16 protein-coding genes and 1 pseudogene are annotated in these 14,607 nt (G+C 61.4%); 14 read left to right on the top strand and 3 right to left on the bottom strand.

What is annotated here, in order from left to right; translation table 11 throughout:
- The first annotated feature begins 7 nt into the window (after positions 1-7).
- Together phaC and JFT58_RS09580 are read left to right on the top strand one after the other, a co-directional pair.
- Positions 8-1,690: a class II poly(R)-hydroxyalkanoic acid synthase gene (gene phaC, locus JFT58_RS09585; RefSeq protein ID WP_054896197.1), complete on the top strand. Its 1,683-nt coding sequence runs from the start codon at positions 8-10 to the stop codon at positions 1,688-1,690.
- 28 nt (positions 1,691-1,718) lie between these two features.
- A complete protein-coding gene (locus JFT58_RS09580; RefSeq protein ID WP_054919462.1) occupies positions 1,719-2,339 on the top strand; it encodes a TetR/AcrR family transcriptional regulator in 621 nt (206 codons plus the stop codon).
- Positions 2,340-2,525: 186 nt separating this feature from the next.
- On the opposite strand, the gene JFT58_RS09575 is transcribed toward JFT58_RS09580, so the two are convergent.
- From JFT58_RS09575 to JFT58_RS09565, 3 genes are all read right to left on the bottom strand, one after another.
- Positions 2,526-3,461: a phasin family protein gene (locus JFT58_RS09575; protein WP_054897527.1), complete on the bottom strand. Its 936-nt coding sequence runs from the start codon at positions 3,459-3,461 to the stop codon at positions 2,526-2,528.
- A gap of 12 nt (positions 3,462-3,473) precedes the next feature.
- Positions 3,474-3,896 (bottom strand): phasin family protein, encoded by a 423-nt coding sequence (locus tag JFT58_RS09570; RefSeq protein WP_034125563.1) that lies wholly within the window; start codon positions 3,894-3,896, stop codon positions 3,474-3,476.
- Between the two features lie 104 nt (positions 3,897-4,000).
- Positions 4,001-4,276, bottom strand: coding sequence for a polyhydroxyalkanoic acid system family protein (locus JFT58_RS09565; protein WP_034125562.1), 276 nt, complete (start codon positions 4,274-4,276; stop codon positions 4,001-4,003).
- A 145-nt stretch (positions 4,277-4,421) separates the two neighbouring features.
- Here JFT58_RS09565 and ubiE point away from each other — a divergent pair, with 145 nt between their 5' ends.
- From ubiE to JFT58_RS09510, 12 genes and pseudogenes are all read left to right on the top strand, one after another.
- A complete protein-coding gene (ubiE, locus tag JFT58_RS09560) occupies positions 4,422-5,192 on the top strand; it encodes a bifunctional demethylmenaquinone methyltransferase/2-methoxy-6-polyprenyl-1,4-benzoquinol methylase UbiE (protein WP_003171186.1) in 771 nt (256 codons plus the stop codon).
- Positions 5,192-5,815: a ubiquinone biosynthesis accessory factor UbiJ gene (locus tag JFT58_RS09555; RefSeq protein WP_054897528.1), complete on the top strand. Its 624-nt coding sequence runs from the start codon at positions 5,192-5,194 to the stop codon at positions 5,813-5,815. Before ubiE ends, JFT58_RS09555 begins: the two co-directional genes overlap by 1 nt.
- Positions 5,812-7,416 carry a ubiquinone biosynthesis regulatory protein kinase UbiB gene (ubiB, locus tag JFT58_RS09550; RefSeq protein WP_019820016.1) on the top strand — a complete coding sequence of 535 codons (1,605 nt, stop codon included), beginning with the start codon at positions 5,812-5,814 and terminating at the stop codon, positions 7,414-7,416. Before JFT58_RS09555 ends, ubiB begins: the two co-directional genes overlap by 4 nt.
- A 41-nt stretch (positions 7,417-7,457) precedes the next feature.
- On the top strand, positions 7,458-7,850 hold the full coding sequence (gene hisI / locus JFT58_RS09545) for a phosphoribosyl-AMP cyclohydrolase (protein ID WP_003187884.1): 393 nt from the start codon (positions 7,458-7,460) through the stop codon (positions 7,848-7,850).
- 2 nt (positions 7,851-7,852) lie between these two features.
- A complete protein-coding gene (locus tag JFT58_RS09540) occupies positions 7,853-8,185 on the top strand; it encodes a phosphoribosyl-ATP diphosphatase (protein ID WP_003187881.1) in 333 nt (110 codons plus the stop codon).
- 26 nt (positions 8,186-8,211) lie between these two features.
- Complete coding sequence (locus JFT58_RS09535) at positions 8,212-8,490, top strand: twin-arginine translocase TatA/TatE family subunit (RefSeq protein WP_003187877.1); 279 nt, start codon at positions 8,212-8,214, stop codon at positions 8,488-8,490.
- Positions 8,491-8,500: 10 nt separating this feature from the next.
- Complete coding sequence (gene tatB, locus JFT58_RS09530) at positions 8,501-8,908, top strand: Sec-independent protein translocase protein TatB (RefSeq protein ID WP_054897529.1); 408 nt, start codon at positions 8,501-8,503, stop codon at positions 8,906-8,908.
- The gene (gene tatC / locus JFT58_RS09525; protein ID WP_034125559.1) at positions 8,905-9,696 is read left to right on the top strand and encodes a twin-arginine translocase subunit TatC; all 792 of its coding nucleotides are present in this window, start codon (positions 8,905-8,907) and stop codon (positions 9,694-9,696) included. Before tatB ends, tatC begins: the two co-directional genes overlap by 4 nt.
- Positions 9,693-10,400 carry a 16S rRNA (uracil(1498)-N(3))-methyltransferase gene (locus JFT58_RS09520; RefSeq protein ID WP_054897530.1) on the top strand — a complete coding sequence of 236 codons (708 nt, stop codon included), beginning with the start codon at positions 9,693-9,695 and terminating at the stop codon, positions 10,398-10,400. The genes tatC and JFT58_RS09520 overlap by 4 nt, the downstream gene beginning before the upstream one ends.
- A 223-nt stretch (positions 10,401-10,623) precedes the next feature.
- Positions 10,624-11,682 (top strand): annotated as a pseudogene (locus JFT58_RS30740) (methyl-accepting chemotaxis protein); the annotation flags it as partial.
- The gene (locus JFT58_RS30735; RefSeq protein ID WP_370694792.1) at positions 11,668-12,540 is read left to right on the top strand and encodes a methyl-accepting chemotaxis protein; all 873 of its coding nucleotides are present in this window, start codon (positions 11,668-11,670) and stop codon (positions 12,538-12,540) included. The pseudogene JFT58_RS30740 and the gene JFT58_RS30735, both read left to right, overlap by 15 nt.
- A gap of 135 nt (positions 12,541-12,675) precedes the next feature.
- Positions 12,676-14,583, top strand: a complete 1,908-nt coding sequence (locus tag JFT58_RS09510) for a methyl-accepting chemotaxis protein (RefSeq protein ID WP_054897531.1) — start codon at positions 12,676-12,678, stop codon at positions 14,581-14,583.
- Positions 14,584-14,607 lie beyond the last annotated feature (24 nt).

Genomic DNA, 14,607 nt, shown 5'->3' with positions numbered 1-14,607 from the left:
TTGGCTCATGCGAGAAAGACCCGTGACGAACCCGGCGCCCACCCCCGCTGCGTTCATCAACGCGCAAAATGCGATCACCGGCCTGCGCGGCCGGGACTTGCTGTCGACCCTGCGTACCGTCGCCGCGCACGGCCTGCGCAACCCGGTGCACACCGCCCGCCACGCCCTGGCCCTGGGCGGCCAGTTGGGCCGCGTGCTGCTGGGTGAGACCGTGCACGAACCCAACCCCAGGGACCATCGCTTCAGCGACCCCACCTGGAAGCTCAACCCGCTGTACCGGCGCAGCTTGCAAGCCTATCTGAGCTGGCAAAAACAGACACGGCTGTGGATCGACGACAGCACCCTCAGTGACGATGATCGCGCCCGCGCGCAGTTTGCCTTCGCCCTGCTCAACGATGCTGTCTCCCCTTCCAACACCCTGCTCAACCCGCTGGCGATCAAGGAGCTGCTCAACTCCGGCGGCAACAGCGTGGTGCGCGGCGTGAGCAACTTGTTCGAAGACCTGCTGCACAACAACGGTTTGCCGCGCCAGGTCAGCAAGCACGCCTTTGAAGTGGGCAAGACCGTGGCGACCACGCCCGGTTCGGTGGTGTTTCGCAACGAACTGCTGGAGCTGATCCAGTACAAGCCCATGAGCGAAAAACAATACGCCAAGCCGCTGCTGGTAGTGCCGCCGCAAATCAACAAGTACTACATCTTCGACCTGAGCCCGGCCAACAGCTTTGTGCAATACGCACTGAAAAACGGCCTGCAGACCTTTATGGTCAGCTGGCGCAACCCGGACGTGCGGCATCGCGAATGGGGCCTGTCCACCTACGTGGCGGCGCTGGAAGAAGCGCTCAACGTATGCCGGGCCATCACTGGCGCCCGCGAGGTCAACCTGATGGGCGCCTGCGCCGGCGGCCTGACCATCGCCGCGCTGCAAGGCCACCTGCAAGCCAAGCGCCAGTTGCGGCGCATCTCCAGCGCCAGTTACCTGGTAAGCCTGCTGGACAGCCAGATCGACAGCCCCGCAACATTGTTCGCTGATGAACAAACCCTGGAAGCCGCCAAGCGCCGCTCCTACCAGCAAGGCGTGCTGGATGGCCGCGACATGGCCAAGATATTTGCCTGGATGCGCCCCAACGACCTGATCTGGAATTACTGGATCAATAATTACCTGCTGGGCAAGGAACCGCCGGCGTTCGACATCCTGTACTGGAACAACGACAACACGCGTCTGCCCGCCGCCCTGCACGGCGACCTGCTGGACTTCTTCAAGCACAACCCCCTGAGCCATCCCGGTGGGCTGGAGGTATGCGGCACGCCCATCGACTTGCGCAAGGTCTCGGTGGACAGCTTCAGCGTGGCCGGCATCAATGACCACATCACGCCGTGGGACGCGGTGTACCGCTCCACGCAACTGCTGGGCGGCGAGCGACGCTTTGTGCTCTCCAACAGCGGGCATATCCAGAGCATCCTCAACCCACCGGGCAACCCCAAGGCCAACTACGTCGAGAACCTCAAGCTGAGCAGCGACCCGCGCGCCTGGTATTACGACGCCCAGCACGTCGAAGGCAGTTGGTGGCCACAATGGCTGGAGTGGGTACAAAAACGCTCCGGCGTACAACGCGAAACCCTCACCGCCCTGGGCAACCAGAATTACCCACCGATGGAAGCGGCGCCGGGTACTTACGTGCGTGTGCGCTGAGCTCAGCAATCAACTTTAAGAAGACTGGATGAAGACCCGCGACCGTATCCTTGAATGCGCCCTGCAGTTGTTCAACCACAAGGGCGAACCGAACGTATCGACCATGGAGGTGGCCAATGAAATGGGGATCAGCCCCGGCAACCTCTACTATCACTTCCATGGCAAGGAGCCGTTGGTGCTGGGGCTGTTCGAGCGTTTTCAGTGTGAGCTGGCGCCACTGCTGGACCCGCCTGCCGATGCGCAACTGGAAGCTGAGGACTACTGGCTGTTTTTGCACCTGATTGTCGAGCGCATGGCCCACTACCGGTTCCTGTTCCAGGACTTGTCGAACCTGGCGGGGCGCTTGCCCAAGCTGGCCAAGGGGATCCGTCACCTGCTCACGGCGCTCAAGCGCACCTTGGCGTCATTGCTTGCGCGGCTGAAGGCGGCAGGGCAACTGGTCAGCGATACCCAGGCGTTGGGGCAACTGGTGGAGCAGATCACCCTGACATTGCTGTTTTCGTTGGATTACCAACGGATTCTGGACCGTGAAGGTGAGGTACGGGTGGTGGTGTACCAGATCATGATGCTGGTGGCGCCGCATCTGCTGCCAACGGCGCGGCAGGCGACCGAGCGGTTCGCCTTGAAGTACCTGGATGACACCGATTAAACATGTAGGAGCGAGCTTGCTCGCGAAAAACGTCAACGATAACGAGTGCCTCCTGAATAAACACGGCGTCTTTGAGTTTTTCGCGAGCAAGCTCGCTCCTACAAAATGGGGAATGCGGCGTTTTTGAGGCTTGCATAAAAAACGCCCAATCTTCGCAGACCGGGCGTTTTATGTGTCCCGTAAAAATCAGGACTGACTGGATGGCGTCGGGGTAACCGGCGTTGCAGTCGGGGTAGCAGCCGCATGCGTCGGCGCGGACACCGAATTGGCGGTAGAAGCAGCCGGTGCTGGTGCCGTGGCTGGCTTGGCCGCCGCGGCAGGCTTTGCGGCTGCCGGTTTTTTCGCTACCGCAGGCTTTTTGGCCGCTGCAGGCTTGGCAGCGGGTTTCGCAGCGGCGGGCTTGGCAGCAGGTTTAGCGGCAGCGGTTTTAGCCGCAGGTTTGGCAGCCGGTTTAGCCGCAGGTTTCGCGGCGGCTTTAGCGGCCACTGGCTTAGCGGCAGGCTTGGTAGCCGGTTTGGCGGCAGCAGTTTTAGCCGCAGGCTTGGCAGCAGGTTTCGCCGCGGCTTTGGCCGGCGCTTTGACAGCGGGTTTGGCAGCTGGCTTGGCGGCGGCTTTAACCAGAGGCTTGGCGGCAGTTTTGGCGGTGGGTTTTGCAGCGGCGGTTTTAGCCGCAGGTTTGGCCGCCGGTTTTGCTGCAGGCTTGGCCGCGGCGGTCTTGGCGGGAGCCGCTTTGGCGCCGGTGAGTTTTTCGATTTGCTTGGTCAAGGTATCAACCTTGCTATGCAGCGCCTTCAACTCAGCCTTGCTCGGTACGCCCAGTCGCGAAATAGCACTGTTGAGGCGCTTGTCGAACGTTTCTTCCAACTTGCCCCAGGTATCCGAAATACTCGATTTGGCGGAACCCGCACTCGCCTTGGCAGCGTCGACTTTTTTACCGACCGTGCTCTTGGTCAACTTCTCGGCCTTCTCGCCGTCTTTGACCAAGGTCTCGAAGAGTTTGCTGCCGTCACTGTCGATCTTCGAGTACACGCCTAAACCAGCGAGCCAGATTTTGCGGGAATATTCTTCAACTTTCCCGACCCACGAGCTGCCTTCTTTCTGAGTAGTCTTTTTAACAGCCATCCCGATGTCTCCTTAGTGTTTACGCGCGACACGTTCGAGCAATGCCGTCAGCTCTTCGAGCTTAGCAGAGAGTGTCTCCACGTCATGTTTAGACGCAATGCCGATCCGATTCAAGGCACTGCCGACACGAGTATCAAAAGCTTTTTCAACTTTATCCAGTTGAACTTCGACCAGGCCTTTGACGCCGGAGACGTTACTCTTTACTTGGTCAATCTGACTGTTGGCGGCATCAAGTTGTTCAACTACAACTTTTTTACCTTTACTTTCAACACGTTGACCGCTTCTAACGAGTTCCTTGAAGTACTCGCCGCCTTCGCTGCCGACCTTGGCATAGGCGCCAAGACCCGCCAGCCAAATCTTGCGGGCGTAGCTTTTAACCTCACTCAGGGGGGTGGTCTGAACGTCGATTTTTTTCTTCAAAATAACTTTGGCCATGGTGCACCTCACACAGAATTGGGTGGCGGACGGCCCGCAAGAGTTGAGGGCTTGGGCACAAAGTAAGGTTTAAAATTAGAATCGGCACCCTAAGCACAGCCGTATCAAGCCAGGGCCTTATCCAGGGCCTTTTCGATTTCGGACTTGATCGTGCCACTCATGGCCGACATCAGCAGGCCAAGTTCCACATCAATGCGCAGCGAATCATCGGCCACCAATACCGTGCCTTTAACCCCGGAGCGCTTGAGCTTCAGGGTGTCGCCAGCCCACGAAGACTCCACCCCATATTTATCCTCGAGTTTGCGCGCCAATTGCTCCGCCTTGGCCCGCGCCTGTTCTTTTCCCAGGGTATGTTCACGCTCAACGGTAATACGGGCCATTGCAATGACTCCTCTTTATAACGACTCAGAACACCCGCCATGCGGCAAAAGGTCTCGATGAGCGTCTATCTTACCTGCAGCCTTGCCAAGACAAAGCAGGCCTTGGGGATTATCATGTCCCGCATTCTCTTTTGGTGACAGCGATATGACTGATCAGCGCAAAGGCAGCGATGCCGAACCCACCACTCACTTCGGCTTCAAGAACGTCCCGGAAAGCCAAAAGGCGGAAAAAGTCGCTGAGGTGTTCCACTCCGTGGCAGCCAAGTACGACCTGATGAACGACGTGCTCTCCGGCGGCATGCACCGCCTGTGGAAGCGCTTCACCATCGAGTTGTCGGGCGTACGCACCGGCAACCGGGTGCTGGACATCGCCGGTGGCACAGGCGACCTGGCGGCCAAGTTCTCCAAGCTGGTTGGCCCCACCGGCCAGGTGGTATTGGCCGATATCAACGGCTCGATGCTCAAGGTTGGCCGCGACCGACTGCTCGACAAAGGCGTGGCCGGCAATATCGAGTTCGTCCAGGCCGATGCCGAGAAGCTGCCGTTCCCCGACAACCATTTCGACTGCGTGACCATCGCGTTCGGCCTGCGTAACGTGACTCACAAGGAAGACGCGATCCGCTCGATGCTGCGCGTACTCAAGCCGGGTGGCCGCCTGCTGGTGCTGGAATTCTCCAAGCCGACCAACGCGCTGATGTCCAAGGTCTACGACACCTATTCGTTCGCCTTCATGCCACTGATGGGCAAGCTGATCACCAACGACGCCGAGAGCTACCGCTACCTGGCCGAGTCGATCCGCATGCACCCGGATCAGGAAACCCTGAAGTCGATGATGGTGGAGGCCGGTTTCGACCGCGTGACCTACCACAACATGACGTCCGGCATCGTCGCCCTGCACCGCGGCATCAAGCCCTGATGCTGCTGCAAGGTCTTCTCGCCAGCGTTGAGCACGGTCTCAACCGTGTACTGCGCCTGGACAGCACCGCCCTGGCGCGGCTCGCGCACCTGACCGGCAAAGTCATTGCCGTTGATTGCCGCAGCCCCGCCGTGCAGCTGTTTATCCTGCCCAGCGATGAAGGCCTGCTGCTCGCCACCCAATGGGCCGCTGAAGCCGACTGCACCTTGCGTGCGCCGGCCTCCAGCCTGTTGCACCTGGCGCTGAGCCGCAACAAGACTGCCATTCTCCACAGCCCCGAGGTGGAGCTGGAAGGCGACAGTGCGGTGCTGATGGACCTGGCCGCCGTACTGCAAGACCTGGAGCTGGACTGGGAATATGAACTGTCGCGCTGGATCGGCCCCATCGCCACCCAGTTGATCAGCGGGCACCTGCGCAGCCGCTCGCGCTGGTACCAGCAAGGGTTCGCCAGCCTCAACCAGAACCTTGCCGAATACCTGAGCGAAGAATCGCGCACCCTGGTCGGGCAACGGGAAGCGCAAGCGCGCTTTCGCGAGCTCGACAAGGCCAAAATCGACCTGGAACGCCTCGAGGCCCGCTTCGAGCGCTTGAGCCGTTCCCTTGATCCAAGCGATAACGCATGAAGTTGCTCGCCGTCCGCCGTTTGTTTCGTATCCAGCGCGTCGTAATCCGCTACCGTCTTGATGACCTGCTGTTTGCCCTGCCCTTGCCGTGGTTCCTGCTGGCGGTGCGTTATGTGCTGCCGTGGCGCTGGTTGCCCCGCAAGCCATCGCCGTTGAGCCGTGGCGCCAGCCTGCGCTTGGCGTTGCAGGATTTGGGGCCTATCTTCATCAAGTTCGGGCAGATCCTCTCCACCCGCCGCGACCTGTTGCCCGAAGACATCGCCGACGAGCTGATGCTGCTGCAGGACCGCGTGCCGCCGTTCGATTCGCAGCAGTCGATGGCGCTGATCGAAGAACAGCTGGGCCAGAAGATCAGCGAGGTGTTCAGCCGCTTCGACGTCGAGCCCCTGGCCTCGGCCTCGGTCGCGCAGGTTCACGCCGCGCAGCTCAAGACCGGCGAAGAAGTGGTGGTGAAAGTCATTCGCCCAGGCCTCAAGCCGATCATCGGCCAGGACCTGGCATGGCTGTTTATCCTCGCCCGCGCCGCCGAACGCTTCTCCGCCGATGCGCGCCTGCTGCACCCGGTGGACGTGGTCGCCGACTACGAAAAAACCATCTACGACGAACTCGACCTGCTGCGCGAAGCGGCCAATGCCAGCCAATTGCGACGCAACTTCGAAGGCTCGCAACTGCTGTATGTGCCGCAGGTGTATTGGGACTGGTGCCGGCCAAAAGTGCTGGTGATGGAGCGCATCTACGGCGTGCAGGTTACCGACCTCGCGACCCTGGCCGACCAGCGCACCGACATGAAGATGTTGGCAGAACGCGGTGTGGAGATTTTCTTCACCCAAGTGTTCCGCGACAGTTTCTTCCACGCCGACATGCACCCGGGCAACATCTTCGTCAGCACCGTCAACCCGTGGAGCCCGCAGTACATCGCCATCGACTGCGGTATCGTCGGCAGCCTCACCCCGGAAGACCAGGATTACCTGGCGCGCAACCTGTTTGCCTTCTTCAAGCGCGACTATCGCCGTGTGGCGCAGTTGCACATTGATTCGGGTTGGGTGCCAGCGGAAACCAAACTCAACGAATTCGAAGCGGCGATCCGCACCGTGTGCGAGCCGATCTTCGAAAAACCGTTAAAGGATATTTCGTTCGGCCAAGTGCTGATGCGCCTGTTCCAGACCGCGCGGCGCTTCAATATGGAAGTGCAGCCGCAACTGGTGCTGTTGCAGAAGACCCTGCTGAACATCGAAGGCCTGGGCCGCCAGCTCTACCCGGACCTCGACTTGTGGAACACTGCGCAACCCTTCCTGGAACGCTGGATGCGCGAGCGCATGAGCCCGAAAACCATGCTAGGCAACCTGCACAGCCAGTTCGAGCAACTGCCGCACCTGGCCAACATGACCCGCGACCTGCTGGAGCGCATGTCCCAGCCCCATGCCAAGGACCCTGAGCCACCGTGGCGCAAGCGCAAGGACGACTGGTTCCTGCGCCTGCTCGGCGCCGCGCACCTGGTGGGCGGCGTGATGCTGGCGATTGGTGGGCCATTGAACCAACTAGGCCACTGGCCAGCGGGCATCATGGTCGCCGTGGGCGTTTATCTGATCGTGCGTCGATAGCCCATCCGGTTATACACTGTCGCAAATTGCCGGAGCCGAACATGAAAGACTGGCTGGATGAGATCAAATGGGACAGTGACGGCCTGGTGCCGGCCATTGCCCAGGACTACAAGACCGGGCGCGTGCTGATGATGGCCTGGATGAACCGCGAGGCCCTGAGCCTCACCGCCGCCGAGCAGCGCGCCATCTACTGGTCACGTTCGCGTGGCAAACTGTGGCGCAAGGGCGAAGAATCCGGGCACGTGCAGACCCTGCACGAGCTGCGCCTGGACTGCGATGCCGACGTGGTAATCCTCAAGGTCGAGCAGATCGGCGGCATTGCCTGCCACACTGGCCGCCACAGTTGCTTCTATCGCGTGTTCGAGAATGGCGAATGGAAGGTTGTGGAGCCGGTGCTCAAAGACCCGCACGCCATCTACCCAGCAGGGCACTGAACATGAGCGATACCCTGAACCGTGTGGCCCAGGTGCTGGAAGACCGCAAAGGCGCGGATGCCGACAGCTCCTACGTCGCCAGCCTGTACCACAAGGGCCTGAACAAGATTCTGGAAAAACTCGGCGAAGAATCCGTCGAGACCATCATTGCGGCCAAGGACGCGCAAATCAGCGGTGATTACAGCGATGTAATCTATGAGACCGCAGACTTGTGGTTCCATAGCCTGGTGATGCTCGCCCAACTGGGGCAGCACCCACAGGCCGTGCTGGATGAACTGGACCGTCGCTTCGGCTTGTCCGGGCACGCCGAGAAGGCCTCGCGCCCGTCCGCTTGAATAACTGAGACTTGAGGATTTGAAGCATGGGCATTTTTGACTGGAAACACTGGATCGTCATTCTGGTGGTAGTGGTATTGGTGTTCGGCACCAAGAAGCTCAAGAACCTGGGCACCGATGTGGGCGAGTCGATCAAGGGCTTTCGCAAAGCCATGAACGATGATGAAAAGCCGGCCGAGCCAAGCGCCAATCCGGTGCCACCGGCCCAGCCTGTTCACCCGCAGGCCACCCAGCCGATCACCGAGCGCCGTACCTTCGACGTGCAGGCTGAAAAGGTCCAAGAGCCGACCCGCAAAGACTCGTGAGCACTGACTAATGTTTGGTATCAGCTTCTCTGAACTGCTGCTCGTCGGCCTGGTGGCCCTGCTGGTACTGGGGCCGGAACGCCTGCCCGGTGCCGCACGCACCGCCGGCTTGTGGATCGGGCGCCTCAAGCGCAGTTTCAACGCGATCAAACAGGAAGTTGAACGGGAAATCGGTGCCGACGAAATCCGTCGGCAATTGCACAACGAGCACATCCTCTCGTTGGAGCAGGAAGCCCGCAAGATTCTTTCCCCGGTGCAAGAGCCGGCCAAGCCGGTAACGCCGGTGGCCGAGCACAGCATCGCGCCAGCCCCTGTGGCCGACGCCACACCGGCAGCGCCCGCCCCACCGACGCCTGCGCCGACGCCCGTCGCGTCGCCCGCGCCCCATGACCCTACATTGCCGCCGCGAGCCCCATGAGCGCTGATAAACCGGAAAACGACCAGCACATGCCGCTGGTCTCGCACCTCACCGAGTTGCGAACCCGCCTGCTGCGTTGCGTGGCGGCGATCTTCATCATCTTTGCCGGGCTGTTCGCCTTTACCCAGCAGATCTACACCTTCGTCTCGACGCCCCTGCGCCAGTACCTGCCGGCCGGCGCGACGATGATCGCCACCGATGTGTCGTCGCCGTTCCTGACCCCCTTGAAGCTGACCATGATGGTCTCGCTGTTCCTGGCGATCCCGGTGATCCTGCATCAGATCTGGGGCTTTATCGCGCCGGGCCTGTACAAGCACGAGAAGCGCATCGCTGTGCCATTGTTGGTGTCGAGCATCCTGCTCTTCTACACCGGCATGGCCTTCGCCTACTTCCTGGTGTTCCCGCTGATCTTCAAGTTCTTCGCCGCCGCCACCCCGGCCGGCGTGGAGATGATGACCGATATCACCAGCTACCTCGATTTCGTGATGACGCTGTTCTTCGCCTTTGGCGTGGCATTCGAAATTCCGGTAGCGGTAGTGTTGCTGGTGTGGATCGGCGTGGTCGACGTCAAGTACCTGAAAAAGATCCGCCCGTACGTGATCATCGGCTGCTTCGTGGTCGGCATGATCCTCACGCCACCGGACATCTTCTCCCAGACCTTGCTGGCCGTGCCGATGTGGATGCTGTTCGAGGTGGGCATCCTGTTCAGCGGCCTGATCAGCAAGCGTGGCGAACACCCGGATGACGCGCCTGCCGACGACGACCAACCGCCAGCGACCCAGCCGTGAACCTGCTGCTGCTCGAAGAGGCCGACTTTATCGCGGCCGACCGCGTAGTGCTGCGTGATCGTCGCCTGGTGCATATGCAGGAGGTTCACCGCGCCGCCGTCGGTGACACCCTGCGTGTGGGCCGCATTGGCGGGCTGATGGGCAATGCCCAACTGCTGCGCCTGGAAGCCACTGAAGCCGAACTGCAAGTGAGCTTCGACCAACCGCCACCGAGCAAACTACCCCTGACCTTGCTGCTGGCCCTGCCCCGCCCGAAGATGCTGCGCCGGGTGCTGCAAACCGTGGCGGCCATGGGCGTGCCCAAGGTGGTACTGGTCAACAGCTACCGCGTGGAAAAAAGCTTCTGGCAAACCCCGTTCCTGGAGCCGGAAGCGGTGCGCGAGCAACTGATTCTCGGCCTGGAACAAGCGCGGGACACGGTGCTGCCCGAGATCATTATCGAGAAACGCTTCAAGCCGTTTGTGGAAGATCGTCTGCCGGCCATGGCGGCTGGCACCTTGGGCCTGATCGGCCATCCGGGCGATTACCCGGCCTGCCCCCGAGCCCTCGAGGAACCGGTGACCCTCGCGATCGGCCCGGAAGGCGGCTGGATTCCCTATGAAGTGGACCTGCTGGCCAAGGCTGGTTTACAGCCGGTGCAACTGGGTGCACGTATTTTACGCGTCGAAACCGCCGTAACGGCCCTGCTCGCCCGCCTGTTCTAACCCCCGACTGATCGTTCCCATGCTCTGCGTGGGAATGCCGCTCAGGACGCTCTGCGTCCACCCTTGTGACGCAGAGCGTCACGCCATTCATTCCCACGCAGAGCGTGGGAACGATCACCAGAGCGTGGGAATGATCGCCAGAGCGTGGGAACGATCAAGTATCCCCGTGCGTTGCCGATAGCCTTTGAATAAGTCCAAGCCTTGTTCCAGGGGAGTTCGCAGCATGTATCGTTGGTTAGCCGAGAAGTTGGGGAATGTAAGCGTCAACCGCAAGCTGAGCGTGGGCTTTGGCCTGGTGTTGCTCCTGACGCTGTTGATCACCTTTACCGGCTGGACCGGCCTGGGGGATGTGATCAGTCGCGGCGACAAGTTGGGCTTCATTTCCAGCCTCAATGGCCTGACCAAAGACCTGCGCCTGGCACGCCTGGACTTCGATATGCGCCGTGGCGAGCAAGGCACGGACAAGGTCGACGGTCTGCTCGCCCACCTCGACAGCGGCCTGAAGACCGCCGCCGAGCTGATCGAGCAACCTGACGACAAAGCCCTGGTCGAGCAACAGCAGGAAGCCTTGAACCAATACAAAAAGGCCTTCGCCGCCATGGTCCAGGCGGGCCTCAAACGTGAGGGCGCCCGCAGCAAGCTCGGAGACACCGCCGACAATGCCGTCGCCAAGATCAACGAAATCGAAAAAGCCCTGCTGCAAGGTGACAGCGTCGCCCAGTTCAACAGCGTGGTCGAGCAGAGCAAGCTGATCCAGCAATCGCGCTTCCAGGTACGCGGCTACACCTACAGCGGCAAGGTCGAAGCCGAGCAACCGGCCCTGGATGCCATCGACAACGCCCTGAAAAAAATCACCGAACTGCAAGGCCAGTTGCCTGCGCAATACCAGGCCAACCTGCAAGAAGCCGGGGCTTCACTGCAAGCCTACCGCGCCGCCGTCAGCCAGTATCGCGATTCCCAGGTCGCCAGCGCAGCAGCGCTGAAAACCATGATCGCCCAGGGCGACATCCTGCTGGGCCACAGTGAAAAACTCACCGTCTCCCAGACCGCCGTGCGTGACGCAGATGCCGCGCAGGCCAAATACCTGTTGCTGCTTGCCACCGTACTGGCGCTGATCGTCGGCGTCTTCGCGGCCTGGGCCATCACCCGCCAGATCGTCATCCCCCTGAACCAGACCCTCGAAGTCGCCGAGCGTGTGGCCTCCGGCGATCTGAGCCACAACCTGGAATCGGGCCGCCAGGACGAACTGGGCCAATTGCAGCGTGCCATGCAAAGCATGACCGTGGGCCTGCGCGAGTTGATCGGCGGGATCAGCGACGGGGTCACCCAGATCGCCAGCGCCGCTGAGCAGTTGTCAGCCGTGACCGAACAAACCAGCGCCGGGGTCAACAGCCAGAAGGTCGAGACCGACCAGGTGGCCACCGCCATGAACGAGATGGCGGCCACCGTGCAGGAAGTGGCGCGCAACGCCGAAGAGGCCTCGGAAGCCGCCGTGGCTGCCGACCAGCAAGCCCGTGAAGGCGATCAGGTGGTGGGTGAAGCCATCGCCCAGATCGAGCGCCTGGCCACCGAAGTGGGTAATTCCACGGTGGCCATGGGTGAACTCAAGCGCGAAAGCGACAAGATCGGCAGTGTGCTCGACGTGATCAAATCCGTGGCCCAGCAAACCAACCTGCTGGCCCTTAACGCCGCCATTGAGGCGGCGCGTGCCGGTGAGGCCGGGCGCGGCTTTGCCGTAGTGGCCGACGAGGTGCGCAGCCTGGCCCAGCGCACGCAGAAGTCCACTGAAGAGATCGAAGAGCTGATCGTCGGCCTGCAAAGTGGCACCCAGCAGGTGGCAACCATCATGGACAACAGCCGCGGGCTGACCGAGAGCAGTGTTGAGCTGACGCGCCGGGCCGGCCACGCGCTGGGCAATATCACCCGTACCGTCTCGACCATCCAGGCCATGAACTCACAGATCGCCACCGCCGCCGAGCAACAAAGCGCCGTGGCTGAAGAGATCAACCGCAGCGTGCTGAATGTGCGCGACATCTCCGAGCAAACCTCGTCGGCCAGCGAAGAAACTGCGTCCTCCAGTGCCGAACTGGCGCGCCTGGGGATCTACCTGCAGACCCTCGTCGGGCGCTTCCGAGTCTGAATTACCCTACACGGCGGCTTACCAAAGCCGCCGCAACTTGTGAAATCTCCTACACAGTTATCAGCCCTCCACGGTCCCGAATCGAATTAGCGTTTCATGTGTCGCGAAACGCTTTCTCTGATTCGGAGGTTCACCATGTTTCTTCGGCTGACCCGCGTGCTGGTCAATGCCAGCGTCCGCCTCAAGCTAGCCCTGGGTTTTGGCCAAGTGCTGATCCTCAGTTTCCTGATCGCAGCCACCGGCTGGCAAGCCTTGAGCGCCGTGCTTTACCGATCCGACAGCCTGACGGTCCTGGGCCATCTGGCTGTCGAAGCCGAGGCCATGCGCGCCGACCGCATCGTGTACCGCACGCTGATGGACAGCAACAGCCTGGACAAGATGAACCAAAGGATTGAACAGATCGACCAGTATCTGACCGGCCTTTCGAGCCGCTTGCGAGCCGCCACCGACCGACAATGGCTGGAAGAAGCGGCTCTGTTGGTGTCGGGCTCGAAAGCCGCGCTCGTACAGTTGCCACCGTTGCTGGCCGCGCGCGAGCAGATCCGTCCAGCGCTCAAGAAGTCCGCCCTGCAGGCCAGTGACACCCTCGCTCAACTGGCCAGTGACTTGCCCGATCAAAATGACGAGAAGGCCCTCGACGCCATCGAGAACCTGCGCCAGGCCATGGAGCAAGCCGAAGATCGAGCGCAGAGCCCCGCCTGGGCGGCCGTTACCTTAAAGGCCTACGCCAATGCGTTCGACCAGTCGCTTGATGAACTGCAGGCCGCGCTGGCTTCCGTCACCGCGCTCCCGGTGGACTCGACGCTGCTCAAGACCGATTTGGCCAACTACCGTGAACAACTGCTAAAGCTCGAGCAAGCCCAGCTCGATACCGAAACCGTGCAAAACAGCCTCGAACAGCAACTCAACGAGCTGCGGGACAAGAGCAATCTGCTGAGCCAGAGCCAGAACGCCAGGCGCAACAACGAGGCGGACCAAACCCGTGCGTTGCTGATCAGCGTGACAGTGGCCGCCCTGGCACTGGGCACGCTGGCCGCCTGGTGGATCGCCCGGCAGATTGCGGCGCCACTGCGAGAAATTCTCGGCGCCGCCCACCGTGTTGCCGAGGGCGACCTCAGCCATGACATGGCGGTCGACCGTCGCGACGAACTCGGCCAGTTGCAGCAAAGCATCGGGCAAATGACCCGCAGCCTGCGTAGCCTGATCAGCAGTATCGGTGACAGCGCCCGGCAGATCGCCGGAGCGGCCACGCAGTTATCCACCGTCACCGAGCAGACCCGCAGCGGGCTCAACGAGCAGAAAGATGAAACCGACCAGGTGGCGACGGCAATGAATGAAATGCTCGCCACTGCCCAGGAAGTGGCGCGCCACGCCGAACGCGCCTCGGTGGCGGCCCAAGAAGCCGACCATCAGGCCGGCGCCGGTGAGCAGGTGGTCACCCAGGCCGTGGAGCAGATTGGCAACCTGGCCAGTGAAATGGCGCTGTCAGGCCGTGCGATGCTCGCGCTGCAACAGGAGAGCCAGAAGATCGCCAGTGTGCTGGACGTGATCAAGTCTGTTTCTCAGCAGACCAACCTGCTGGCCCTGAACGCCGCCATTGAAGCGGCACGTGCGGGCACTGCCGGCCAAGGCTTTGCGGTGGTCGCCGACGAAGTGCGCAGCCTGGCCCAACGCACTCAGGAATCGGCCGAGGAGATCGAAGGGCTGATCCTCGGCCTGCACAATGGCACTCAGCAGGTGGCAGACATCATGGACAGCAGCCGCAACCTGACCGACAACAGCGTCGCCCTGACCCGCGACGCCGGCGACGCTCTGAGCGCCATTGCCCGCACGGTGTCGATCATCCAGGAAATGAACCCGCAGATCGCCGCCGCAGCGGAACAGCAAAGCGCTGTGGCCGAGGAGATCAACCGCAGTGTGTTGAAGGTGCGGGACGTGTCGGAACAAACCGCCGCCGCCAGCGAGGAAACGGCGGCCGCGAGTGTTCAGTTGACAAGATTGAGCCTGGACTTGCAGACGCTGGTCGACAAATTCAAGCTTTGACCTGTGGCGAGGGAGCTTGCTCCC

Origin of the sequence: Pseudomonas sp. MF6767 (assembly GCF_016405475.1) — a bacterium.
Classification (GTDB): domain Bacteria; phylum Pseudomonadota; class Gammaproteobacteria; order Pseudomonadales; family Pseudomonadaceae; genus Aquipseudomonas; species Aquipseudomonas paracarnis.
This window is presented reverse-complemented; position numbering and strand designations above follow the sequence as displayed.